The sequence below is a fragment of the Spirillospora sp. CA-142024 genome (assembly GCF_050942325.1).
In the GTDB taxonomy this organism is placed as follows: domain Bacteria; phylum Actinomycetota; class Actinomycetes; order Streptosporangiales; family Streptosporangiaceae; genus Spirillospora.
In genome coordinates this window covers 2,516,793-2,539,975 of record NZ_CP192077.1, presented here as the reverse complement: position 1 = coordinate 2,539,975, position 23,183 = coordinate 2,516,793, and the positions used below count along the sequence as shown (strand labels likewise).

At 71.8% G+C, this 23,183-nt stretch carries 18 protein-coding genes; 7 read left to right on the top strand and 11 right to left on the bottom strand.

From position 1 onward, the window contains the following. Window positions 1-18: 18 nt before the first annotated feature. The 7 genes from ACQPZP_RS12220 to ACQPZP_RS12190 form a co-directional block, all read right to left on the bottom strand. On the bottom strand, window positions 19-798 hold the full coding sequence (locus tag ACQPZP_RS12220) for an electron transfer flavoprotein subunit beta/FixA family protein (RefSeq protein ID WP_433477743.1): 780 nt from the start codon (window positions 796-798) through the stop codon (window positions 19-21). A 274-nt stretch (window positions 799-1,072) separates the two neighbouring features. After that, window positions 1,073-2,371 (bottom strand): hypothetical protein, encoded by a 1,299-nt coding sequence (locus ACQPZP_RS12215; protein ID WP_433477742.1) that lies wholly within the window; start codon window positions 2,369-2,371, stop codon window positions 1,073-1,075. Between the two features lie 64 nt (window positions 2,372-2,435). Next, window positions 2,436-4,379, bottom strand: coding sequence for a serine/threonine-protein kinase (locus ACQPZP_RS12210; RefSeq protein ID WP_433477741.1), 1,944 nt, complete (start codon window positions 4,377-4,379; stop codon window positions 2,436-2,438). Between the two features lie 52 nt (window positions 4,380-4,431). Continuing rightward, window positions 4,432-5,256 (bottom strand): serine/threonine-protein kinase, encoded by an 825-nt coding sequence (locus tag ACQPZP_RS12205; RefSeq protein WP_433477740.1) that lies wholly within the window; start codon window positions 5,254-5,256, stop codon window positions 4,432-4,434. Between the two features lie 81 nt (window positions 5,257-5,337). Further along, window positions 5,338-6,288, bottom strand: a complete 951-nt coding sequence (locus tag ACQPZP_RS12200) for an acyl-ACP desaturase (RefSeq protein ID WP_433477739.1) — start codon at window positions 6,286-6,288, stop codon at window positions 5,338-5,340. A 174-nt stretch (window positions 6,289-6,462) separates the two neighbouring features. Then, complete coding sequence (locus tag ACQPZP_RS12195) at window positions 6,463-7,230, bottom strand: SDR family NAD(P)-dependent oxidoreductase (RefSeq protein ID WP_433477738.1); 768 nt, start codon at window positions 7,228-7,230, stop codon at window positions 6,463-6,465. A 66-nt stretch (window positions 7,231-7,296) separates the two neighbouring features. Next, window positions 7,297-7,980: an NADPH-dependent F420 reductase gene (locus ACQPZP_RS12190; protein ID WP_433477737.1), complete on the bottom strand. Its 684-nt coding sequence runs from the start codon at window positions 7,978-7,980 to the stop codon at window positions 7,297-7,299. Window positions 7,981-8,063: 83 nt separating this feature from the next. Between ACQPZP_RS12190 and ACQPZP_RS12185 the strand changes: the two genes are divergently transcribed. After that, window positions 8,064-8,435 (top strand): winged helix-turn-helix transcriptional regulator, encoded by a 372-nt coding sequence (locus ACQPZP_RS12185; RefSeq protein ID WP_433477736.1) that lies wholly within the window; start codon window positions 8,064-8,066, stop codon window positions 8,433-8,435. Here the strand turns inward: ACQPZP_RS12185 and ACQPZP_RS12180 are convergent. Together ACQPZP_RS12180 and ACQPZP_RS12175 are read right to left on the bottom strand one after the other, a co-directional pair. Further along, window positions 8,422-9,204, bottom strand: a complete 783-nt coding sequence (locus tag ACQPZP_RS12180; protein WP_433477735.1) for an enoyl-CoA hydratase/isomerase family protein — start codon at window positions 9,202-9,204, stop codon at window positions 8,422-8,424. The genes ACQPZP_RS12185 and ACQPZP_RS12180 overlap by 14 nt on opposite strands. Window positions 9,205-9,351: 147 nt before the next feature. Then, on the bottom strand, window positions 9,352-10,242 hold the full coding sequence (locus tag ACQPZP_RS12175; protein ID WP_433477734.1) for an intradiol ring-cleavage dioxygenase: 891 nt from the start codon (window positions 10,240-10,242) through the stop codon (window positions 9,352-9,354). Between the two features lie 153 nt (window positions 10,243-10,395). Between ACQPZP_RS12175 and ACQPZP_RS12170 the strand changes: the two genes are divergently transcribed. Both ACQPZP_RS12170 and ACQPZP_RS12165 read left to right on the top strand, forming a co-directional pair. After that, entirely contained in the window at window positions 10,396-13,395 is a 3,000-nt protein-coding gene (locus tag ACQPZP_RS12170) for a DEAD/DEAH box helicase (protein WP_433477733.1), read from the top strand. Continuing rightward, on the top strand, window positions 13,395-14,171 hold the full coding sequence (locus ACQPZP_RS12165) for an SWIM zinc finger family protein (RefSeq protein WP_433477732.1): 777 nt from the start codon (window positions 13,395-13,397) through the stop codon (window positions 14,169-14,171). The genes ACQPZP_RS12170 and ACQPZP_RS12165 overlap by 1 nt, the downstream gene beginning before the upstream one ends. Here the strand turns inward: ACQPZP_RS12165 and ACQPZP_RS12160 are convergent. Beyond that, the gene (locus tag ACQPZP_RS12160) at window positions 14,168-15,337 is read right to left on the bottom strand and encodes a sensor histidine kinase (RefSeq protein WP_433477731.1); all 1,170 of its coding nucleotides are present in this window, start codon (window positions 15,335-15,337) and stop codon (window positions 14,168-14,170) included. The two genes, ACQPZP_RS12165 and ACQPZP_RS12160, sit on opposite strands and share 4 nt — an antisense overlap. A gap of 156 nt (window positions 15,338-15,493) precedes the next feature. Between ACQPZP_RS12160 and ACQPZP_RS12155 the strand changes: the two genes are divergently transcribed. Both ACQPZP_RS12155 and ACQPZP_RS12150 read left to right on the top strand, forming a co-directional pair. After that, the gene (locus ACQPZP_RS12155; RefSeq protein WP_433479596.1) at window positions 15,494-15,751 is read left to right on the top strand and encodes a helix-turn-helix transcriptional regulator; all 258 of its coding nucleotides are present in this window, start codon (window positions 15,494-15,496) and stop codon (window positions 15,749-15,751) included. Continuing rightward, window positions 15,748-16,323 carry a hypothetical protein gene (locus tag ACQPZP_RS12150; protein WP_433477730.1) on the top strand — a complete coding sequence of 192 codons (576 nt, stop codon included), beginning with the start codon at window positions 15,748-15,750 and terminating at the stop codon, window positions 16,321-16,323. The genes ACQPZP_RS12155 and ACQPZP_RS12150 overlap by 4 nt, the downstream gene beginning before the upstream one ends. On the opposite strand, the gene glgP is transcribed toward ACQPZP_RS12150, so the two are convergent. Further along, window positions 16,320-18,959, bottom strand: coding sequence for an alpha-glucan family phosphorylase (glgP, locus tag ACQPZP_RS12145; RefSeq protein WP_433477729.1), 2,640 nt, complete (start codon window positions 18,957-18,959; stop codon window positions 16,320-16,322). The genes ACQPZP_RS12150 and glgP overlap by 4 nt on opposite strands. A gap of 355 nt (window positions 18,960-19,314) precedes the next feature. Between glgP and ACQPZP_RS12140 the strand changes: the two genes are divergently transcribed. Next, the gene (locus tag ACQPZP_RS12140; protein ID WP_433477728.1) at window positions 19,315-21,333 is read left to right on the top strand and encodes an alpha-1,4-glucan--maltose-1-phosphate maltosyltransferase; all 2,019 of its coding nucleotides are present in this window, start codon (window positions 19,315-19,317) and stop codon (window positions 21,331-21,333) included. Between the two features lie 98 nt (window positions 21,334-21,431). Next, entirely contained in the window at window positions 21,432-23,183 is a 1,752-nt protein-coding gene (treS, locus tag ACQPZP_RS12135) for a maltose alpha-D-glucosyltransferase (RefSeq protein ID WP_433479595.1), read from the top strand.

Sequence of the window (23,183 nt, the reverse complement as noted above, 5' to 3'; positions counted from 1 at the left end):
CCTAATCCCCTTCCTCGCTCAGACGAACTTCTTCGACGCGAGGAACTCGGCGATCTTCGCGCCGCCGTCGCCCTCGTCGGTGACGATCTCGCCCTTGGCGCGCGGCGGCGCCTCGGCGAAGTCGACCACCTCGGTCGCGGCGTTCGCCAGGCCGACCTGGGACGCGTCGATGCCGGCGTCGCCGAGGCCGAGCGTCTCGACCGGCTTCTTCTTGGCCGCCATGATCCCCTTGAAGGAGGGGTAGCGCGGCTCGTTGATCTTCTCCACGACGGACACGACCGCGGGCAGGCTCGCCTCGACCCGGTCGAAGCCGTAGTCGGTCTGCCGCTGCACCGTGATGGACGTCCCGTCGATCTCGACCTTGTTCGCGAGCGACAGCTGCGGGACGCCGAGCCGCTCGGCGAGCATCGCGGCGAGCACGCCGGTCCGCGCGTCGGTGGACTCCGAGCCGAGGATCACGAGGTCGAATCCGGTGCGGCCGAGCGCCTGCTGGATCGCGTAGGAGGTCTGCAGCGCGTCGGAGCCGGCGAGGCCCTCGTCGAGGAGGTGCACGGCCTTGTCGGCGCCCATGGCCAGGGACTTGCGGATGGAGTCGGTCGCCTTGTCGGGGCCCATGGTCAGGACGGTCACCTCGCCGCCCTGGGCCTCCTTGATGCGCAGCGCCTCTTCGATCGCGTACTCATCGAGCTCGTTGATCACACCGTCCGCCGCGGCGCGGTCGAGGGTGCTGTCATCGGACTTCAGCTTGCGCGGGCTCTCCGTATCGGGAACCTGCTTCACCAGGACGACGATGTTCATGGCCGGTGGCCGACCTCCCTGCACTCAGTTGGCCGCTGAGGTAAGCGGCAGAGGGGCGCCGCCCATGACGGGTCGACGCGGACATGCGCTTTCGAAGTCACAGCCTGCCAAACACCCGAACGTGCTTCGGCGCCGGGTCCCTGGTTGGCCGTGCACCCCAAATGTTACTCATGGGTAGCCCCAAGGCAAATCCCAGTTCGTGAGACCTTACCCACGTGGGCACGGCGTTCACTGCCCGAACCGCGTTCCGACCCGCGGGGACGGGCCGCACGCCTCAGCTCCCGTCGACGGCGTGCTGCAGCCGGTCCATCGAGCTTTCCAGCGTCCCCTGCAGCCCGTAGGTCGGGGAGAAGCTCGGGGTCAGCGTCATGGCGCCGACGCCCGCCACCAGGCACAGGACGCCGAGGCCCGCGGCCGCGGCGGCGACGGCCCCCGGGCGCCGCGCCACCGGGAGGAAGCAGCGCTCCAGCTGCCGCCGCGGGGCGCTGACGCCCGGCGCCGTCCACAGCACCGCCGCCCCCGCCCCGGCCCCGAAGGCGCAGGCGGTGAGCGAGTCCAGTTCCCCGCCGACCGCCGACACCGCCGCGAGCCCGAGCGGGACGGCGACCGTGAACACCGCCGCGTAGGGGACGGTCAGCAGCGTCCGGCCGAGCGCCCACGCCCATCCGCGCGCGGTCGTGCCCGCCACCCGCAGCAGCGTCACCGCGACCAGGGTGACGGCGAGGCCCGCGATCGGCGCCATGATCACGACGCCGATCCCGATCACCACCACCATGGCAGCGAGCAGCCGCGCCCACCCCCGCACCACCGCGGGCTCCCGCTCCTCGGCGGGCCTCCCGGCCGGGGCGGCCGCGCCGGGCGACTCGGGCGCGGCGGACGGCCCGGGCGCCGGGCGTGGAGCGGGGGGCTCCGGCGCGGTGCGGACACCGGGAGCGGCCGGAAGGTCCAGGCTCGACGCCGCCTCCGCCAGCTCCGCCGCCGCCGGACGCGCCTCCGGGTCGGGATGCGACGCGGCGGCGACCAGCGGACGCAGCGCGGCGGGCAGCGCCCCGGCGGGCGCGTCCGGCCGTCCCGTCGCGGCGAACGTGACCGTCGCCGCCCATGCCCGGACGTCGTCGGCGACCGAGGCACCGGCGGTCAGCGCGAAGTCGACGACGACAGGGGCGTCGTCCACGACGAGAACCGTTCCGGGCCCCAGCTCGCCGTGCGCGAGACCCGCCCGGTGGATGGCGGCGAGGGCCTTGGCCAGCCCGAAGGCCATGCGGCGCAGCGCGTCCCCCGACATGGGCCCCTGCTCGGCGAGCGTCTCCGCGAGCGGCCGTCCGGGGACGAACCGGGACACGAGGTAAGGGCGCGGGCCTGCGGGCTCACCGTCGAGGACGTCCACCACGTAGGGGCTGAGGACCTCGCGCATCCGCCGGATGTCGGGGGCGGCCTCCGGCGGCAGCAGCCTGATCGCCACGTCCCGGCCGTCGGGCCCCGCGGCGCGATGGACGTCACCGGTTCCGCCGCCCAGCCTGGACAGCAGCCGGTACGGACCGATGTGCGCCTGACGGCTCGTCTCACCGCTCATATGGCCCGCCACCTTACCGACCGGAAATCTCCCCGCGGACCCATCGCCGCGGACCGGCGGCGGGTCAGGTGCCGGGAATGCTCGACACGAGGTCGCGGACGTCGGCGCGCAGGCTCTCCAGGTCCTGGCTCATTCCGCCCACCGGGGTGGTGTCGGGCGGCTGGTTCTGCGACAGCACGACCAGCACCGTCGCGAAGATCCCGAGGATCAGCGCGCCGGCGAGCGCGACCTCGGCGCGCGGCAGCAGCGCGCCCCAGATCCGGGCGAGCTGCCGCCGGGGCGCGCCGCTGCCCGGCGCGAGGCACAGCAGCCCGATCACCGCCATGGACGAGTAGGCGATCGCCTTCGAGGCGGTCATGTCGGGCTGCGCGAAGATCAGCACGCAGAGCAGGATCAGGCCCGCGATGAGGCTGAGCGACGTCCACAGCACCGTGGACAGCAGGGCGCCCGGCAGGTGCAGCGGCGTCCGGAACGCGGCGGCCACCGCGTCGCCGGAGCGCGGGCCCCGCCGCGTCTGCCGGCCCTCCATGCCCTTGGCGGCCTTGTCCCCCATCCGCAGCAGGAACGTGCCGCCGATGGTGACGGCCAGCGCCAGCAGCGGCAGGATGTTCGCGAACCCCAGCAGCGCGACCAGGACGAGGAAGCTGAGCACCCGGTACCAGCCGTAGGGCTTGCGCCGGTCCTTGTCGGCGCCCTCCCGCGCGGCGCGCTCCCGGTCGGCCTGGGCCTGGTCGGCGGCGCGCCGCTGCGCGTCCTGCGTCTGCGGGTCGTAGGGGCCGCGCTGGAGCGCGCCCGGGGCCGGCTGGTTCGAGGGCGGCCCGTAGGGCGGCGGGTAGCCGCCCTGGGCGTAGGGCTCGCCGCCCTGGGCGTAGGGGTCCGGCCCGCGGTAGCCGTGCGGCCCGAACTGCTCCCCCGCCTTGAACTGGCCGGGCGGCGGGGCCGGCGGAGGCGGCGGTGGCGCGGCGGGCGGCAGCTGGCCCACGAAGTCCTTCGGCTGCGACGGGACCGGCGCGGGCGCCGGAACGGGCGCGGGCGCCGGGATCGCCGACCCGCCCGGCGTGGTCGGCCGGGCGGGCGGGTCCTGCGGCGCGGGCGCCGGCATCGAGAACTGCCGGGAGTGGTCGGCCGCCGGCTCCTCCACCGGCTGCGAAGCGCCCGGGGGCCGGTAGTGCTGGTCGACCCGCGTCTGGTCGGTGATCGTGGCTTCGAGGTGGATCCGCCGGGTGAGCTGCACCAGGTTCACCGCGGTCGGACGCTCGGCCGGGTGCCGCGCCATCGCCGAGCGCAGCACGGGCAGCATCGCGTCGGGCACGCCGTCCAGGTCCGGCGACCCCTGCATGATCTTGTAGAAGATCGACTCGAAGGTGCCGGAGCCGAACGGCGGCCGGCCGGTCGCGGCGTAGGCGACCGTGCCGGCCCAGGCGTGCACGTCCGAGGGCGGGCCGGCGTCCTCGCCCTCGATGATCTCCGGGGAGAGGTAGCCGGGGGTGCCGATGACCATTCCGGTCGCGGTGAGCCGGGTCGCGTCGGCGCCCTGCGCGATGCCGAAGTCGATCACGACGGGCTCGCCGTCCACGAGCATCACGTTGCCGGGCTTCAGGTCGCGGTGCACGATCCCGGCGCCGTGGATCGCCGACAGCGCCGACGCCAGGCCGACCCCGAGCCGCTGCAGCCCCTGCCCGTAGATCGGGCCGGACTCCTCGACGATCTCCTCGAGCGTCCGGCCGGGCACGTACTGGGTCACGATGTAGGGGCGGTCGGCGGTGACGTCGGCATCGAGAATCTCCGCGACGTGCGGGCTGTGCACCCGCCGCATGGAGTCGACCTCGCGGGCCAGCCGGCGGCGCGCCGTGGCGTCTCCCGCGACCGCGGGCCGCAGCACCTTGATGGCCACGTTGCGCCCCTCGGGGTCGGCGCCGAGGTAGACGACGCCCATGCCCCCTTCCCCCAGGGTCTGGAGCACGCTGTAGTGGCCGATTCGGTCCCCGGACGTGACAGCTCCCTTCATCGTTTACGCGAAACCCTATCCTCGCCGATCGTGCGGGGAGATTCGATCGGCGTCAGGCGGCCACCACCCCGTCACGCCTGGTGGTGAGGGCGTCGCCGTGCGCGAGCGCCCCGGCGATCCGGCGCGCGCCGGGACGCCCGGACGCGTCGCGGCGGAACGCCGCCCGCAGGAGCGCCGCCAGTGGCTCCGGAACACCGTCGATGTCGGCCTCGCCGCGCAGGATCCGGAAGCACACCCCGTGCAGCGACCCCCGCCCGAACGGCGGACGTCCCGTCGCCGCGTACGCGACCGTCGACGCCCAGGAGAACACGTCCGACGCGGTGGTGGCGCGCTCCCCCTCGATCAGCTCCGGCGCCAGGTAGGCGGGCGTCCCCACGACCATGCCGCGCCTGGTGAGCTGCACGGCGCCCGACTCGTGCGCGATGCCGAAGTCGATCAGCGTCGGGCGGTCGCCCAGCACGATCACGTTGCCGGGCGAGACGTCGCGGTGCAGCACGCCCGCGTCGTGGACGTCCCCGAGCGCGAGCGCCAGCCGCCGCGCGAACCGGACGAGCCGGTCGCCGCGCAGCGGTCCGTACGCCGATACCAGGTCGTTCAGCGGGCAGCCGGGCACGTACTGCATGGCCACGTGCGGCCGTTCCGCCGCGACCTCCCCGTCCAGCAGCCGCGCGACGTAGGCGCTGCGCACCCGCGCCTGCGCCGACATCTCCCGGGCCAGCCTGCTGATCGCCTCCGGCTCCCCCGCCAGTTCCGGGATCAGTTCCTTGACCGCGACCTCGCGGCCGTAGACGTCCATCGCCAGGTACACCACCGCGGTGCTCCCCCGGCCGATCTCGTCCAGCAACCGATACCCGCCCAGTCGCCGATGCGTCCCCATGCATCCTTTGACGCCGGAAACCGCGCACTCGTTCCCGGCCCTTCCGAGGCCCCTGGAACCGCCCGGGCAGGGGCCGCGGGCTCAGCCCTTGCGCGCTGCCTGGCGGGCGCGGCGCTCCTCGCGGCGGGTCTCGAACTTGGTCGCGGACGCGTCGAGCTGCCCCAGGAACTCGGCGAGCTCCTCGCGCGCCTTCTCACCGTCGCCGGACAGGTCGGTGCGGTCGAACACGCCCCACTTGCGCAGCACCGGGACGAGCACGTCGTCGTGGTGGAGCCGCAGGTCGTAGATGCCGGCGTTGGCGATGATCACGGACTTGCGGAGGAACCCGTCGATGCTGTGGCCGGGCATGTGGAACGTCATCACGACGTCGGCGATGGCCCGCATCGTCTCGTTCGGGCTCGCCTCCAGGGCGGCGGCCATCAGGTTCCGGTAGAAGATCATGTGGAGGTTCTCGTCGGCGGCGATGCGGCTCATCATCTGCTCGCAGACGGGGTCGCCGGACGCCCTGCCGGTGTTGCGGTGCGACACGCGGGTGGCGAGCTCCTGGAACGCCACGTACGCCGATCCGTGCAGGAACGAGTCGCCGTGGTCGGCCTCGTAGCCCGCCTCCATGTGGCGCATGCGGGCGCGCTCCAGCGCGATCGGGTCGACCGCGCGGGTCACGGTGAGGTAGTCGCGCAGGACGATGCCGTGCCGGTTCTCCTCGGCCGTCCACCGGTTCACCCAGGTGCCCCAGGCGCCCTCGCGGCCGAACACGGTGGCGATGGCGCGGTGGTAGCCGGGGAGGTTGTCCTCGGTGAGGAGGTTGACGATGAGCGACTCGCGGGCCTCGACGCTGAGCTTCGACTGCTCCAGCGACCACGGCTCACCGTCCAGCGGCCCGTCGAAGTCACGTCCCTCGCCCCACGGGACGTACTGGTGGGGGAACCATTCCTTGGCCATCGACATGTGCCGGTTCAGTTCCTTCTCGACCACCGGCTCCAGGTCGAGCATGAGACCGGTCTGGAGCTTGTCTTCGGGGGTCACGGACATGCGGTTCCTTCGCTCGACGAGGTGTTCGTTCGGCCGCCCAGCAGGCCGTTCACAACCTACTCAAGCGTAGGTTCGATCGTCGCCACTCACGGTGACCCCCGTCAAGTCACCCCCGCAACAAGCAACCCGCGGGAACTTTTGTAGACCTGAGCAATAAGAGAGGGTGACCTTTTGTCACCGCGTGTCGGCGGCCTGTTGCCACATGCGGTTCACCGCGGCCCTGAGCAGCGGCCTCGGGACCAGCCGCAGGGCCGGGAACGCCGCCTTGTACTGGACGCCCGGGACGCACAGCGCCCGTCCGGCCGACACCGCCTCCAGCCCCGCCCGCGCCACGTCCTCGCGCCGCAGCCACAGCAGATTGGGCGGGACGTCGTCCTCCGTGCGGGTGAAGCCAGGGCAGAGCGCCGTCACGTGGACGCCCTTGCCCGCGACCTCCGAGTGCAGGCTCTCGGAGAAGGCCGCCACGTACGCCTTCGTCGCCCCGTACGTCGCGCTGCCGGGCGACGGGGTGAAGCCCGCCATCGACGCGACGTTCAGCACCCCGCCCCGGCCGCGCGCGATCATCCCCGGGAGGACGGCATGGGTGAGCCGCACCACCGCGTCCACGTTGAGCTCGATCTGCGCGAGGTGGTCGTCGAGCGGAAGCTCCGCGAACGCCCCGAACGCGCCGTATCCGGCGTTGTTGACGAGCAGTTCGACCGGTTCGGCGCGGAGCCGCCCCTCGACCTCCACGCGCTGCGCGGGGTCCGCGAGGTCGGCCGCGAGCACCTCCACGGCGACCCGGTACCGCTCGACCAGCTCGCGGGCCAGGCCGTCCAGCAGGTCGGCGCGGCGCGCCACGATCACCAGGTCGGTGCCGCGGGCGGCCAGGAGGCGCGCGAAGCTCTCCCCGATGCCGCTGGACGCGCCCGTCACGAGCGCGGTCCGGTATGCGTGTCGCATGGCGGCAGATGCTATCGGCCGATCTTCACAATCCCGGGCAGCACACCCAAAAACACAAATAACGTTTTAGCCAGCGATTTTCGAAATGCCGTCCGGTCCCGAGGTCCGCCGAGGGTCTCCGCCGGCGTACTCGGGCGGCGGCAGCATCGCGGACGGGTCCTCCCCCGCGACCCACAGCCCCACCATGAACGCTGTCGTGGCCTCCAGGAGACCGGCCCTCTCCAGGCTTCCGCCGTTCATGGGCACGCAGCCGAGATCGGTCACCAGCTCCCGCACAGCGGCCAGCGCCTCCTCGTCGTCACCGCACAGCGGGACGCCCAGGGGCCTGCCGCCGAACGCCGGCGGCGTCATCCGCCATACGCTCTCGTGGCACGTGTTGAACGCCTTGACGACCCGCGCGCCCGTCGCGTCCGCGATCCGCCGCGCGGCGGACGGACCGTCCGCCGTCTTGAGCCGCTCGAACGGGGGCTCCATGGGGTTGGTGCAGTCGATCAGCACCCGTCCCTCCAGGGGCCCCGCCTCGCGCAGGACGTCCGGGACGCCCTCGTGCCAGACGGCGACGAGCACCACGTCACCGAACTCCGCCGCCTCCCGCAGCGTGCCCCCCGCCGCGCCGTGCCCGATCCGCCCGGCGAGCGCCGCCGCCTTCGCGGGCGTCCTGGCTCCGATCCGCACCTCGTGTCCCTTGCGCGCCCACTGCGTGGCGAGCGCGTCCGCCATTGCGCCCGCGCCGAGCACTCCGATCCGCATGACAACCTCCCGGTTCGACTACCGTCGGACGGGACGCTAGGCGGTCCGTTCGGCACCATCCGGTGCGTATCGGGAAGGGCAGGATGGCGGGCGATCCCATGGACGAGAACGACTTCATCGCCGACTGCCGGACACGGCTCGGCCTCGACCTGCTGTCCGGCACGTGGACGGGCGTCGTGGTCTGGACGCTGCGGGACGGCCCGCTGCGGCCGGGCGAGATGCGCGACCGGATCGGCGGCATCAGCCACAAGGTCCTGACCGAGACCCTCCGCCGCCTCGAACAGAACGGCCTGGTGACCCGCCGCCGCTACGCCGAGGCGCCGCCGCGCGTGGAGTACGGGCTGACCGGCCCCGGACGCGGGCTGATCGAGCCCCTCTCCGCCCTGGGCCGCTGGACCGAGCGCTACGCCGACGAGGTGCTGGACGCGCAGGACCGCGCGCTCACCGGCCCGTGAACTCGGCCTTGCCCGGGCCCTCCTCCATGAAGCTCTTCATGCCGGTCGCCTGGTCGTCGGTGGCGAACAGGGCGGCGAACTGCGTCCGCTCGAACTCCAGCCCCGTGTCGAGGTCGGCCTCCAGGCCCCGGTCGATGGCCTGCTTGGCGGCGCGCAGCGCGATCGCGGGGCCGCCGACGAACGTCGCCGCCCACTCCCTGGCGGCCTTGTAGACGTCCTCGTCCGGGACGACCCGGTCGAGCAGGCCGATCGCGAGCGCCTCGGCGGCCTCCACGTGCCGCCCGGAGAAGATCAGGTCCTTGGCCCGGGACGGCCCGATCAGCCGGGAGAGCCGCTGCGTGCCGCCCGCGCCGGGGATGATGCCGAGCTGGATCTCCGGCTGCCCCACCTTCGCGCCCTCGCCGGCGACGCGGAAGTCGGCGGTCAGCGCCACCTCCAGCCCGCCGCCGAGCGCGTACCCGGTGATCGCCGCGATGACCGGCTTCGGGATGGCGGCGAGCGCCTTGGCGAAGTCCTGCAGCAGCCGCGAGTGCCCCGCCGACATCTCGGCGTACGACATCGGGGCCATCTCCTTGATGTCGGCGCCCGCCGCGAACACCCGCTCGCCCCCGTACAGCACGACCGCGGAGACGGCGTCGTCCTGGGTGACCTGCCGGGCCGCGTCGATCAGCTCCAGCTGCATCCGCGCGTTCAGGGCGTTCATCTTCGGACGGTCCAGCCTGATCGTCGCGATCCCGTCCTCGACCTCGACCCGTACGAACTCGCCCACGGCGACCCTCCTGCGCTGACTCGGTGGCGGACGTCCCGAGCCTAACCAGCGGCTCTTCCGGGGGGTGTGGGGGGTCGTCCCCCCACAGGAGACCGGGCCGCCGGGCGCCCGCCGCCGTGGCGGCGCCCTCCGGCGGCGGGCCGTTCCTCAGACGGCGGCGGGGGTGGCGGACGGGTCCACGCCGACCGTGATCGCGGCGATCAGGCCGCGCTCGATGCGCCCCCGGTGGACCGGGCGGATGGTCAGCAGGCCCGACCCGGCCTGCCGGTAGATCCCGTCCTCCTCCAGCTTCACCCGCGTGACGGTGTTGTTCTTGTACGGCTCGATGGCGGCGACCTTCTCGGCGAGTTCCTCGGCGAAGAAGAACTGCCCAGTGTGGCTGACGTGCCCGCCGGTGTAGGTCTTCTCCTCGGCGTCCACCTTGCCGCCGACGTGCACCTTGACGTGGATGTGCAGGGCCCGCCCCTGGTACCAGCCCGGGTAGATCGTCCGGAGCTCGGCGATCCCGTGCCCGTTGCTGAGCTGGACCCCGCGCAGGAACGTCAGGTCGTTGACCGGGTCGGCGTGCCCGCCGCCGCCACCGGGCGGCGGGCCGGTGGGCGTCCCGGTCGGCGTGCCCGTCGGCGCGTCCGTGGGGGTCCCGGACGGCGGCCCGCCCGGCAGCGTGTTGCCCTCGTAGCCGGAGTACACGCCGCCCGCGTCGCAGTGCCAGATGTCCACGGCGGCGCGCTTGACCGGACGGCAGCCGGCGGTCGTGTCGACGACGGTGACGCGCAGGATCATCGGGATGCCGGGACGGTCCTCGGTGACGTCCCGGCGGACCATCTCGTAGTCCAGGTAGTACGGGCCCTCGGTCGTCTCCGGCGACAGCACGCAGGCGGGGGTGGTCACGTTCGACACGGGCGTGCCGGTCTTGGTCTCCGAGCCGTCCGCCAGCGCGACACCGCCGGCGACCACGCCGACCGCGCCGAGCCCTGCGCCGCCCATCGCGGTGAGCGCCGCGCGGCGGCTCACCCCGCCTTCTCCGTTCGCTGCCATCGGGAGCCTCCTCATCACGTGGACAGTGCGATGGAGGGAGCCTGCAGGCGCCGCGTTAGAGGGGAATTTGACCACTATGAGAATTGTCTGAGTGACCGCTGTCAGAAATGTGACCGGTGATGATGTCCGAGGCTGCTGGTAGCTTCGGGGACCATGCTCGTCGCCCACGCCACCTGGCATGGCGGTGCGCTCTGCCTCTGGGCCGAACGCACCGGCCCGTACGAGCCTTCTCCCGACACTCACCCCTTCGCGACCTGCGACTTCACCGGGACGTCCTACGAGCCGCTCGTCCGCACCGCGTTCCGCGTCGAGCTGACGATGTCGCTGCCGACCCTCGGCGACCACCCGCTGCCCTCGGCCGAGCTGGGTCCCGAGCCGGTGCGGGACGAGCCCGAGCTGCGTCCGTGGCGCGTCCCGGCGCTCGTCCTCGAACCGTTCCCGGCGATGGCGCTGCTCCAGGCCGCCGAGGACGGCGCGGACGTGATCCCGGGCACCGACCTGCGCTTCCTGTGCATGCTCGCGGACGAGGCGGTGCACCTCGCGGAGCGCGGCCACGTCCTGCCCGCGCTGCTGCGCGAGGACGGCGACCTCGTGGCCCGCTGGCGCCCGGTGATCGACGACCCGGCGCGGTTCCGCGCGCTGGCCCGCGCGATGCCCGCCGCCTGCCGCGCCGCCGACGGCGGGCGCCCCGCCGCCGAGGTCCTGCGCGAGGCGCTGTCGGGCCTGGCCGACACCGCCGTCCGGGGCGTGGTGCCGCACCCGCTGCTGGTGTCGCGGCGCAAGGAGCCCGACCGGCTGCCGCTCGCCGAACGCTGGGTGATGGCGCTGACCGGCCCGTCCCCCTACGTCGCCCGCGAACCCCGCGACGACCCCGACGACCTGATCGCCGAGCTGGACGCCTGGGCCGCGGCCGCGCGCCGCCCGTCGGGCCCCCTCCGCGTCTGCTTCCGCCTCGCCGAACCGGGTGCCGAGGGCTTCGAGGACGAGGAGGAGCCGAAGGACGGCGACTCCTGGCGCGTCGAGTTCGCCCTCCAGGGCACCGACGACCCGAGCCTCTACGTCCCGGCCGCGATGGTCTGGGCAGGGGAGGCGACCTCGATCCCGGACGCCGAGGAGACCCTGCTCGCGGGCCTGGGCCGCGCCCTGCGTCTCTTCCCCGGCATGGCGCCCGCCCTGGACGGCCCCGCGCCGGACGAACTCCCCCTCGACACCGCGGGCGCGTTCCGCTTCCTCCGCCAGGCGGCCCCGATGCTCGCCGCCGCGGGCTTCGGCGTCCTGCTGCCCCAGTGGGCGGGCAAGGCGAAGCTCGGCATGAGGCTGACGACCCGCGACGAGGATCCAGAGGCGTCCTCCGGGTCGGCCGCTCCGTCGGGCTTCGACCTGAAGGCCATGGTCGACTTCCGCTGGGACCTGGCCATCGGCGACGAGAGCATCGACGAGGCCGAACTGGAGGAACTCGCCCGCCTCAAGACGCCGCTCGTCCGCCTGCGCGGCCAGTGGGTCGAACTGGACGAGGAACAGCTCGAAGCGGCCCTCGACTTCCTCCGCCACCCGCGACGAGGACGCATGACCGCCGCCGAGGCGATCCGCGCGATCGTCCACGCGGGCGACGACACCCTCCCCCTCACCGGCGTCGACGCGGCCGGCCCCCTCGGCGACCTGTTGTCAGGCGAAGCCGACCGCCGCCTCACCCCCATGCGCACGCCGGACGAACTGGACGCGGAACTCCGCCCCTACCAGGAACGCGGCCTCGCCTGGCTGACGTTCATGAACGACCTCGGCCTCGGCGCGCTCCTCGCGGACGACATGGGACTGGGCAAGACCATTTCGGTTTTGTCGCTACTTGTCCATGAAAGGGAGGATGGCGGCCGTCCCGCCCCGACGCTGGCGATCCTGCCGATGTCGCTGGTGGGGAACTGGCAGCGGGAGGCGGCGCGGTTCACGCCGAAGCTGCGCGTGTACGTCCACCACGGGACGGGACGCCACCGCGGCGACGAGCTGGTCGCGGCCGTCGCCGGGGCCGACCTGGTGCTGACCACCTACGGGACGGCGACGCGGGACGCGGAGATGCTCGCGCCGATCGAGTGGGGGCGGGTCGTCTGCGACGAGGCGCAGGCGCTCAAGAACAGCGGGACGCGGCAGGCCAGGGCGGTGCGGAGCATCCCGGCGCGGAGCCGGATCGCGCTCACGGGCACGCCGGTGGAGAACCACCTGACCGAACTGTGGTCGATCATGGAGTTCGCGAACCCGGGGCTGCTCGGGCCGCGCAGCGCGTTCCGGCAGCGGTTCGCCATCCCGATCGAGCGCGAGGGCGACGAGCAGGCCGCGCTGGCGCTGAAGCGGGCGACGCAGCCGTTCATCCTGCGCCGTCTCAAGACCGACACGTCGATCATCTCGGACCTGCCGGAGAAGCAGGAGATCAAGGTCTACTGCAACCTCACCACCGAGCAGGCGTCGCTCTACCGGGCGACCGTGGACGACATGCTCCAGCAGATCGCCGAGGCGGACGAGACGAAGCGGCGCGGGCTCGTCCTGGCGACGATGGCCAAGCTCAAGCAGGTCTGCAACCATCCGGCGCAGCTGCTCAAGGACGGCTCACGCCTCCCTGGCCGTTCGGGCAAGCTCGAACGGCTGGAGGAGATCTGCGCCGAGGTCCTGGAGCAGGGCGAGAAGGCGCTGGTCTTCACCCAGTACGCCGAGTTCGGCTCGATGCTCCAGCCCTATCTGGCGGCCCGTCTCGAACGTCCCGTTCTCTGGTTGCACGGCGGAACGTCCAAACAGGCACGGGACGACCTCGTCCAGCTGTTCCAGAACGACACCGAACCGTCGATCTTCCTCCTGTCCCTCAAGGCCGCCGGTACGGGACTGACGCTGACCGCCGCCAACCATGTCGTGCACGTCGACCGCTGGTGGAACCCGGCCGTCGAAGACCAGGCGACCGACCGCGCGTTCCGCATCGGGCAGACGAAGAACGTGCAGGTCCGCAAGTTCATCTGCGTCGGGACGATGGAGGAGCGCGTCGACGAGATGATCGAACGCAAGAAGGCCCTCGCCGAGTCGATCGTCGGCACCGGCGAGGACTGGCTGACCGGGCTTTCGGTGGCCGAGCTCCGCGATGTACTGCGCCTGTCGCCTGAGGCGGTGAGCGATTGATGGGCGAGGGCGTCAAGGCTCGCAACAGGCGCGGCTCGATCGGCACCGAATGGTGGTCGCGGCGTTTCATCGACCTGGTCGAGTCGTTCGCCGACACGGGCAGACTCCAGCGCGGCCGTACCTACGCGCGCAAGGGCAACGTGTTCGATCTGAAGGTCGAGCCGTACGAGGTGACCGCGCGGGTGCACGGCTCGGCGCCCGAGCCGTACGAGGTGGCGATCGGCATCGACGCGATCGACGCGGACGACTGGCGCGCCGTCGAGAAGGAGCTGGCGTCACGCGCGGTGTTCCGCGCCCGCCTGCTGGCCGGCGAGATGCCCCCGGAGATCGAGTGGGTGTTCGCCGAGCTGGGCCTGGCGCTGTTCCCGGGCTCGGCGTCCGACCTGCACCTGATGTGCGACTGCCCCGACTGGGGCGACCCGTGCAAGCACGCCGCCGCCGTCCTCTACCTGCTGGCCGAGGCGTTCGACGACGACCCGTTCCTCATCCTCCAGTGGAACGGGCGGGGCAGAGACCAGCTCCTGGCCGCCCTGCGGCGCGCCACCGAGACCGAACCGGACCCCTTCGCGATGGAGGACGAGCCGCTCGCGGCCGCCGGCTTCTGGACGCCCCCGTCCGGCCTGGCCCGGCTCCGTGAACGTCCTCCGGCCCCGCCCGTTCCGCCCGGCTTCGTCCTCCAGGTGGCGACACCTCCGCCGATCAGGATCCGCCGCCGCCCCCTCACCGACGTGCTGGCGCCCGTCTATGAATCCCTCGCCGCGGGCGACGACGACTAGAGGGGCAGGTGGGCGCGCACTTTGAAGCCGCCGTCCGGGTCGGGGGCGGCGTCCAGGGTGCCGCCGAGGGCCTCCGCACGGTCGCGCATGCCGCGGATGCCGGTGCCGTCCGCCGAGGGTGCGGCGGAGGCGGGTGTCCCGTCGTCCTCCACGCTGACGGTCACGTCGTTGTCGCCGTAGCGGATGCGGACGAGCGCCGAGGTCGCGTTGGAGTGGCGGGTGACGTTCGTGAGGGCCTCCTGGGCGATGCGGTACGCGGCGAGGTCGGCGTCGGCGGGCAGAGGGCGCGGCTCGCCCTCGATCTCGGTGCGGATCTTCAGGCCGGCGGCGGCGATGCCCTTGGCCAGCTCGTCCAGCCGGGCGAGGCCGGGGGCGGGCGTGACCGGCGCGGCCTCGTCGACCTGCCGCAGGACGCCGAGGGTGGCGCGCATCTCCCGCAGCGTGTCCTTGCTGGCCTGCTTGATCGCGGTGAGGGCGTCCTCGGCGCGTTCCGGCTCGCGGCGCAGGCCGTGCAGCGCCGCGGTGGCCTGCACGTTGATCAGCGAGATGTTGTGGCCGAGGACGTCGTGCAGCTCGCGGGCGATGCGCAGCCGCTCCTCGATCGCGCGGCGGCGGGCCTCGGCCTCCCGCCCGCGTTCGGCGACCCGCGCCCGTTCCTCGGCCTCGCGCAGGTACGCGCGGCGGTTGCGGACGACGCCGCCGATCGCGATGACCGCGACGAACCACCCGATGAGCAGGAAGCCGGCGGCGTCCGCGAGGTGGTTGACGTCGTCACGGCGGTCGGCGGCCAGGGTCGCGGCCGCCGAGATCCCGGCGAGGACGACGGCCGCCGTGAGGTATCCCTCGGCCGCCGCCGTGTAGAGCGCGATGACGAACGTGATCACGGCCGGGCCGTCCGGCTCGGTGACCGGGTAGTAGACGGTGCAGGCGAGGAGCGTGACGGCGCCCACCACGACGGGATGGCCGCGGCGGAAGTACAGCGCCCCGCACGTGACCGCCAGAAGCGCCCAGCTGTAGGCGGGCATCCGCGAGGGCGGGCCCGTGTGCGTCGACACGAGCGCCATAGCGGCGAGGACGGCGAACGATCCGCCGGCCAGGAGCGCGTCGGCCGTGCGGCCGCCGGGCGGCCACGGGACCGGCCGCTCGCGTCGGGCTGCTAGTCGCACATGTCCATCCTGCCAGGATCCGTTTTCTTGCACGTCTGCGATGAGATGTAGTACAACTGCTATCAACAGTTACAGAGATACGGCGGACGATCCAAGTATCCATACAGAGGAGGTGCGGCCGATGGGGACGCGAGCCATGCGAAGGGCCGGGCGGTGATCCGCAAGAGCGGCCCGGCGTCCGCCGACAAGGAGACCGTCTACAACCGGATCCCGGTGCTGCGGGCCGAACGCGGCGTCTCGCGCCGCGACCTGGCGGCCGCGCTGAACGTGCACTACCAGACGGTCGGCTATCTGGAACGGGGCGAGTACAGCCCCAGCCTCCATCTCGCCCTGCGCATCGCCGAGTACTTCGAGGTGCCGGTCGAGGTCGTCTTCTCCCTGAAACCGTTCCCCAGAATCGGAGACGCGTCATGACGGAAAGCCCCATCGGAAGGCTGGAGCGCTCGCGCCGCAAGCGGGAACAGCGGCTGGCGGCCCTGGACGACGAGCTGGAGCAGCGGATGCCCGCCCGCTACGCCCGGCAGCGGCCCCGCCGCATGCTGGCGGGAGCGGGCGCGGTCACGCTCGGCCTGTTCTGGGTGGACGCCGCCGTGTCCTGGGTGCTGGCCCCGAGCGACACCGCGATGATCACCAACTTCGTGATCCTGGGCGTCCTGGTGGTGGTCGGGCTCCCCCTCGCCGGTCAGCTGATCGCCGTGACCCGGGGACTGACCTCCAAGCGGGAGCGGGAGCTGGACGAGCGGCAGATCACCGCGCGGCTCCGCGCGTTCGCGACCGCCCACCGGGCCACGACGTTCGTGCTGGTCGCCGTGGTGGTGGTGACGAGCATCGCCGACCGCGACGGACGCGAATCACAGATCCCCGGCGCCGCGCTCTTCCTCATCCTGTTCGCCCTGCTCGCGACGCACGTCTTCCTGCCCCTCATCGTGGCGGCCTGGCAGACGACCGACCCGCCCGCCGAAGAGGAGCGGGACGGCGACGCCTAGCGCAGGTCGCCGTTCGTCATGCCGTGCGGCGCGGGAGGCAGCGCGACGAGGCCCATCTCGGGCCGTCCCGACAGCAGCGGGTGGCTCGGCACCACCCGGACGCTGTAGCCGAACGCGCCGCTCCGGGCGAGCGGCACCTCGCCGGTGTACCTGTACCGCCCGTCCTCGGCCGGCGCGCCCTCGTCCAGTTCCAGGTAGGACGGGCCGACCAGCGCGTCGGTGTCGTCCACCCGGCCGTAGGCGACCTCCACGGCGACGTCCTCCGGATCGAGCCCGCCGAGGCCGACGACGACACGGACCGTCAGCCGCGTGCCGACCTGGGGGCTCTCCTCCCCGTTGGACTCGACATGGTCGACGGCGACCCGCGGCCACGCCGTACGGACCCGCCGTTTCCACGCCGCCAGGTCCCGGGCGCCCGCGAACTTGTCGGCGACCATGGACCGCTCGGCCGCGGCCGCCGGCGCGTAGAGGTCCTCGACGTAGTCGCGCAGCATCCGGCTCGCGAGGACCTTCGGGCCGAGCGTGGCGATGGTGTGCTTCACCATCTCCAGCCAGCGGCGCGGCAGCCCGGCCGAGTCCCGGTCGTAGAAGGTGACGGAAACGTGGTCCTCGATCAGCTCGTACAGCGCGGCGGCCTCCAGTTCGTCCCGCCGGTCGGGGCTCGCGAGGCCGTCGGCGGACGGGATGGCCCAGCCGTTCTGGCCGTCGTACCACTCGTCCCACCAGCCGTCGCGGATGGACAGGTTCAGCCCGCCGTTCAGCGCGGCCTTCATCCCGGACGTGCCGCACGCCTCCAGCGGGCGCAGCGGGTTGTTCATCCACACGTCGCAGCCCTGCACCATGAGCTGCCCGAGCGCCATGTCGTAGTCGGGCAGGAACACGATCCGGTGCCGGACGTCCTCGGACCCGGCGAACCGCACGATGTCCTGGATGAGACGCTTGCCGCCCTCGTCCGCCGGATGCGCCTTGCCCGCGATGACGATCTGCACGGGACGGTCCGGGTCCAGCAGGATCGCGCGGAGCCGGTCCGGGTCGGCCATCATCAGCGTCAGCCGCTTGTAGGACGGGACGCGCCGCGCGAACCCGATCGTCAGGACGTCGGGGTCGAGGGCGTCGTCGACCCAGGAGATCTCGGCCTCGCTGGCGCCGCGCTGCCGCCACGACTCGCGGAGCCGGCGCCGCGCGTCCAGCACGAGCCGGCGCCGCAGCAGGCCCCGCATCCGCCAGATCTCCGGCTCGGAGACGTTCCGGACGTCCTCCCAGCCGCGCCCGGACTCCATGACGGACGGCAGCTCCCGGGCGGTGAACTCCAGCACCTCGCGCGCCACCCAGGTGCCGGCGTGCACGCCGTTGGTGATCGACCCGATGGGGACGTCGGAGGTGTCGAACCCGCCCCACAGCCCGCCGAACATCTCCCGGCTGACCTCGCCGTGCAGCTCGCTGACGCCGTTGACGCGCTGCGCGAGCCGCATGCCCATCACGGCCATGTTGAACACGGTGCGGTCGCCGTCCGGGTAGTCCTCGGCGCCGAGCGCGAGGATCCGGTCGACGGGGACCTGCTCCTCCTCGTTCGCGCCGCCGAAGTACCGGCTGATCAGGTCGCGGGGGAACCGGTCGATGCCGGCCGGGACGGGGGTGTGGGTGGTGAACACCGTGCCCGCACGCGTCGCCTCCAGGGCCTCGTCGAACGTCAGGCCGTCCTCCGACACCAGCTCGCGGATGCGTTCCAGGCCGAGGAACCCGGCGTGGCCCTCGTTCGTGTGGAACACCTCGGGCTCCGGATGCCCGGTGATGCGGCAGTACGCGCGGATCGCCCGGACGCCGCCGATGCCGAGCAGCATCTCCTGGAGCAGCCGGTGATCGCCGCCGCCGCCGTAGAGCCGGTCGGTGACGTCCTGCGCGGACTGGTCGTTGTCCTCGACGTCGGAGTCGAGCAGCAGCTGCGGGACGCGCCCGACGCGCGCGATCCACACCTGCGCGTGCAGGTCGCTCCGCTGCGTTCCGCCCCCGTGGCCGCGCCCCGTCACCTCCGGGGGGAGGCCGATGGTGACCCGGACCGGCGTCCCGTCCCGTTCGCGGAGCAGGGTCAGCGGCAGGCCGTTCGGGTCGATCGGCGGGTAGCGCTCCAGCTGCCAGCCGTCCGGCGACAGCGACTGGGAGAAGTAGCCGTGCCGGTACAGCAGCCCGACCCCGAGGATCGGGACGCCGAGGTCGCTCGCGGTCTTCAGATGGTCGCCCGCGAGGATGCCGAGGCCGCCGGAGTACTGCGGCAGCGCGGCGGTGATCCCGTACTCGGGTGAGAAGTAGGCGATGCAGGCCGGGGCATCCTCGCTGGCGAAGCGCTTCTGGTACCAGCGGGGAGCGGTCAGGTACTCGCGGAGGTCCTCGGCGGTGTCCTGGAGGCGGCGCAGGAACCGCCGGTCCTCCGCCAGGCGCGCCAGCCGCTCCGGCGCGACCTCGCCGAGCAGCCGCACCGGATCATGGTGAACGGCCTTCCAGAGCGCCGGGTCCACGGCGCGGAACAGGTCGAGCGTCTCGTGGTGCCAGGACCAGCGCAGGTTGAGGACGAGTTCCTCAAGCTGCTTGAGCGGCTCGGGAAGGACGGTGCGGACCGTGAAACGTCGGATTGCCTTCACGCAACGTCACGCTATGCGGTATCCGGCCGTGGGCGCGACGGCGGGGACCACACCGTCACCTCGCGGACTGATCGTCCGCACGCCGGCGGAAGCGCGCGAACCCCGTCCCCGTAAGGGCTGGCGTCGCCTCACCGCCGCCCGCCCCCGAATCCGGACCGGACGCCGCGGCCGAGCGTTTGCCCAAACTCGACCATCCCAAGACCGGCTCCCCGCGGCCGGAGCCTGTGAGTTCACGCCCGCACCCGCACGGGGGGTGACCGGGGCGCGGCGCAAAGTTATCGAAAACTACGGGACGGTAGGCGCCGGTTCCCGGGCATGGGACGTTTTGGAAGTCTCGAACGGGTAGGGGTGGCACATGCACGTCGAGTCCGGAACGTCAAGTACGACCGGCATTCCGAGGCTTGGTCGCATTCCGATCGTGGACGTGGCGCCGGTGGTGGGGTGTGGCCGGTGGCCGGCGAAGGCGGTGGTGGGCGAGACCGTCGAGGTGTCGGCGACGGTGTTCCGTGAGGGGCACGAGATGCTGGGTGCGGCGGTGGTGCTGCGGACGCCGGACGGGGAGGAGCTGCCGCCGCGGCCGATGGCCGAGGTGGGTGTGGGGCTGGACCGGTGGTCGGCCCGGGTGACGCCGACGGAGATGGGGTCGTGGTCGTTCCGGGTGGAGGCGTGGGGCGATCCGATCGCGCACTGGTGGCACGACGCGCAGATCAAGGTCCCCGCCGGGCAGGACGTCGAACTCATGCTCACCGAAGGTTCGCTGCTGTTCGCGCGCGCGGCCGAGGCCGTCCCGAGCAAGGACCGTCCGACCTTGGAGCGACTGGCGAAACGGCTCGGGGACGAGACCGTGCCGGTCGTCGACCGGATGGAGGCCGTGGCCGACCCCGACGTCGAGGACGCGCTGGGGCGTCATCCGTTGCGGGATCTGCTGACCGTGAGCGACTGGTACCCGCTGGTGGTGCACCGGCAACGCGCCCTGTACGGCGCCTGGTACGAATTCTTCCCCCGCTCCGAAGGCGCCGCCTTCGACCCCATCGGCCGCCGCGGCCCGACCTCGGGCACCTTCCGCACCGCGATGAAACGCCTCCCCGCCATCGCCGACATGGGCTTCGACGTCATCTACCTGCCCCCCATCCACCCCATCGGCACCACCCACCGCAAAGGCCCCAACAACACCCTGGACGCCGGCCCCTACGACCCCGGCTCCCCCTGGGCCATCGGCTCACAACACGGCGGCCATGACGCGATCCACCCCGACCTGGGCACCCTGACCGACTTCGACGCCTTCGTCGCCTACGCCGCCGACCACGGACTAGAAGTCGCCCTGGACCTGGCCCTGCAATGCTCCCCCGACCACCCCTGGGTCACCCAGCACCCCGAATGGTTCACCACCCGCGCCGACGGCACCATCGCCCACGCCGAGAACCCGCCCAAGAAATACCAGGACATCTACCCCCTCAACTTCGACCACGACCCCCACGGCCTGGCCACCGAAATCCACCGCGTCATCCGGCACTGGACGAACCACGGCGTACGGATCTTCCGCGTCGACAACCCCCACACCAAACCCGTCGCGTTCTGGGAACGGCTCCTGGCCGACATCAACACCACCGACCCCGACGTGATCTTCCTCGCCGAAGCCTTCACCCGACCCGCCATGATGCACACCCTGGCCAAAATCGGATTCCACCAGTCCTACACCTACTTCACCTGGCGCAACGCCGCCGACGAACTCCGCGAATACTTCACCGAACTCACCGGCCCGGCCGCGACGTACATGCGCCCCAACGCCTTCACCAACACCCCCGACATCCTCAACGAATACCTCCAGCACGGCGGCCGCCCCGCCTTCGAAATCCGCGCCGTGCTCGCCGCACTGCTCTCCCCCACCTGGGGCATCTACACCGGCTACGAACTATGCGAGAACACCCCCGTCCGCCCCGGCAGCGAGGAATACCGCGACTCAGAGAAATACCAGTACCGGCCCCGCGACTGGGAAGCCGCCGACCGCACCGGCACCACCATCGCCCCCCTCATCACCAGGCTCAACACCCTCCGCAATGCGCATCCGGCGTTGCAGCAACTCCGCAACCTGCACTTCCACCACATCGACCAACCCGAACTCCTCGCCTTCTCCAAACGCCACCTCGACGACGTCGTACTGACCGTGGTCAACCTCAACCCCCACCAACCCCGCGAAGCCACCCTCCACCTCGACCTGCCCGCCCTCGGCCTCCCCGACGACCCCACCCACCCATTCACCATCACCGACGAACTCGACGCCACCACCTACACCTGGACCAAATCCAACTACGTCTACCTCGATCCCCAGATCCGACCCGCACACGTATTGACGTTCGGGAGCAGCGAGAGTTGAGCGGACCTCACGAGCCAGAGATTCCGGCCGTGCCGCCGGATGCCGCACCGGGCCTGGTGCCCCGGGACGAACCCATCCCCGAGATCCCGCCCGACGCCATGCCGGCCTCGTCCGAGCCCGTCCCGGACGCGTTCAGCCCGGAGACGCCGCGCGACCCGCACTGGTTCAAGACGGCGGTGTTCTACGAGGTGTCGGTACGCGGGTTCGCCGACTCCAACAACGACGGCTACGGCGACCTGCGCGGCCTGATCTCCCGCCTGGACCACCTGCAATGGCTCGGCATCGACTGCCTATGGCTACTGCCCATCTACCAATCACCCCTGCGCGACGGCGGCTACGACATCGCCGAATACACCAAAATCCTCCCCGACTTCGGCGAACTCGGCGACTTCGTCGAACTCATCGAACAAGCCCACGCCCGCGGCATCCGCGTCATCGCCGACCTGGTCATGAACCACACCTCCGACCAGCACCCCTGGTTCCAAGCCTCCCGCACCGACCCCCACGGCCCCTTCGGCGACTTCTACATGTGGGCCGACGACGACACCGGCTACCCCGACGCCCGCATCATCTTCATCGACACCGAATCCTCCAACTGGACCTACGACCCCATCCGCGGCCAGTACTACTGGCACCGCTTCTTCACCCACCAACCCGACCTCAACTACGACAACCCCGCCGTCCAAGACGCCATGCTGGAAAACCTCCGCTTCTGGCTCGACCTGGGCATCGACGGATTCCGCCTGGACGCCGTCCCCTACCTGTACGCCCGCGAAGGCACCAACTGCGAAAACCTCCCCGAAACCCACGCCTACCTCAAACGCGTCCGCGCCGAAGTCGACCGCCTCTACCCCGACCGCGTCCTGCTCGCAGAAGCCAACCAATGGCCCGCCGACGTCGTCGAATACTTCGGCGACCCCGCCGCCGGCGGCGACGAATGCCACATGGCCTTCCACTTCCCCGTCATGCCCCGCATCTTCATGGCCGTCCGCCGCGAACAGCGCTACCCCATCTCCGAAATCATGGCCCAAACCCCCAAAATCCCCGAATCCTGCCAATGGGGCATCTTCCTCCGCAACCACGACGAACTCACCCTGGAAATGGTCACCGACGAAGAACGCGACTACATGTACACCGAATACGCCAAAGACCCCCGCATGAAAGCCAACATCGGCATCCGCCGCCGCCTGGCCCCCCTCCTGGACAACGACCGCAACCAACTCGAACTCTTCACCGCCCTCCTGCTCTCCCTCCCCGGCTCACCCGTCCTGTACTACGGCGACGAAATCGGCATGGGCGACAACATCTGGCTCGGCGACCGCGACGCCGTCCGCACCCCCATGCAATGGACCCCCGACCGCAACGCCGGCTTCTCCCACTGCGACCCCGCCCGCCTCTACCTCCCCGTCATCATGGACCCCATCTACGGCTACCAAGCCGTCAACGTCGAAGCACAAGCCAACAACCCCGGATCCCTGCTCCACTGGACCCGCAAAATGATCGAAATCCGCCAACGCCACCCCGTCTTCGGCGTCGGCTCCTACGTCGAACTATCCGCCTCCAACCCCTCCGTCCTCGCCTTCACCCGCGAGATCAACGGCGGGGACACCAACCAGTGGGGCGGCATGGACAGCGTCCTCTGCGTGAACAACCTGTCCCGCTTCCCGCAGCCGGTCGAACTGGACCTGCGGCGCTTCCGGGGTTCGGCCCCGATCGAGTGCATGGGCGGCGTCCAGTTCCCGGCCATCGGCGAGCTGCCCTACCTGCTGACCCTGCCCGGGCACGGCTTCTACTGGTTCCTGCTGCCGCCGCCGCCCGAGCCGACCGAGCCGGGAGAAGGAGTGATGTAG

Coding starts and splice junctions, on each gene's coding strand:
- ACQPZP_RS12150 (WP_433477730.1), top strand. CDS start 15,748: ATGACGGAAAGCCCCATCGGAAGGCTGGAGCGCTCGCGCCGCAAGCGG.
- ACQPZP_RS12200 (WP_433477739.1), bottom strand. CDS start 6,288: ATGTCCGTGACCCCCGAAGACAAGCTCCAGACCGGTCTCATGCTCGAC.
- ACQPZP_RS12165 (WP_433477732.1), top strand. CDS start 13,395: ATGGGCGAGGGCGTCAAGGCTCGCAACAGGCGCGGCTCGATCGGCACC.
- ACQPZP_RS12175 (WP_433477734.1), bottom strand. CDS start 10,242: ATGGCAGCGAACGGAGAAGGCGGGGTGAGCCGCCGCGCGGCGCTCACC.
- ACQPZP_RS12205 (WP_433477740.1), bottom strand. CDS start 5,256: ATGGGGACGCATCGGCGACTGGGCGGGTATCGGTTGCTGGACGAGATC.
- ACQPZP_RS12190 (WP_433477737.1), bottom strand. CDS start 7,980: ATGCGGATCGGAGTGCTCGGCGCGGGCGCAATGGCGGACGCGCTCGCC.
- ACQPZP_RS12195 (WP_433477738.1), bottom strand. CDS start 7,230: ATGCGACACGCATACCGGACCGCGCTCGTGACGGGCGCGTCCAGCGGC.
- ACQPZP_RS12210 (WP_433477741.1), bottom strand. CDS start 4,379: ATGAAGGGAGCTGTCACGTCCGGGGACCGAATCGGCCACTACAGCGTG.
- treS (WP_433479595.1), top strand. CDS start 21,432: ATGCCGGCCTCGTCCGAGCCCGTCCCGGACGCGTTCAGCCCGGAGACG.
- ACQPZP_RS12185 (WP_433477736.1), top strand. CDS start 8,064: ATGGCGGGCGATCCCATGGACGAGAACGACTTCATCGCCGACTGCCGG.
- ACQPZP_RS12220 (WP_433477743.1), bottom strand. CDS start 798: ATGAACATCGTCGTCCTGGTGAAGCAGGTTCCCGATACGGAGAGCCCG.
- ACQPZP_RS12170 (WP_433477733.1), top strand. CDS start 10,396: ATGCTCGTCGCCCACGCCACCTGGCATGGCGGTGCGCTCTGCCTCTGG.
- ACQPZP_RS12215 (WP_433477742.1), bottom strand. CDS start 2,371: ATGAGCGGTGAGACGAGCCGTCAGGCGCACATCGGTCCGTACCGGCTG.
- ACQPZP_RS12140 (WP_433477728.1), top strand. CDS start 19,315: ATGCACGTCGAGTCCGGAACGTCAAGTACGACCGGCATTCCGAGGCTT.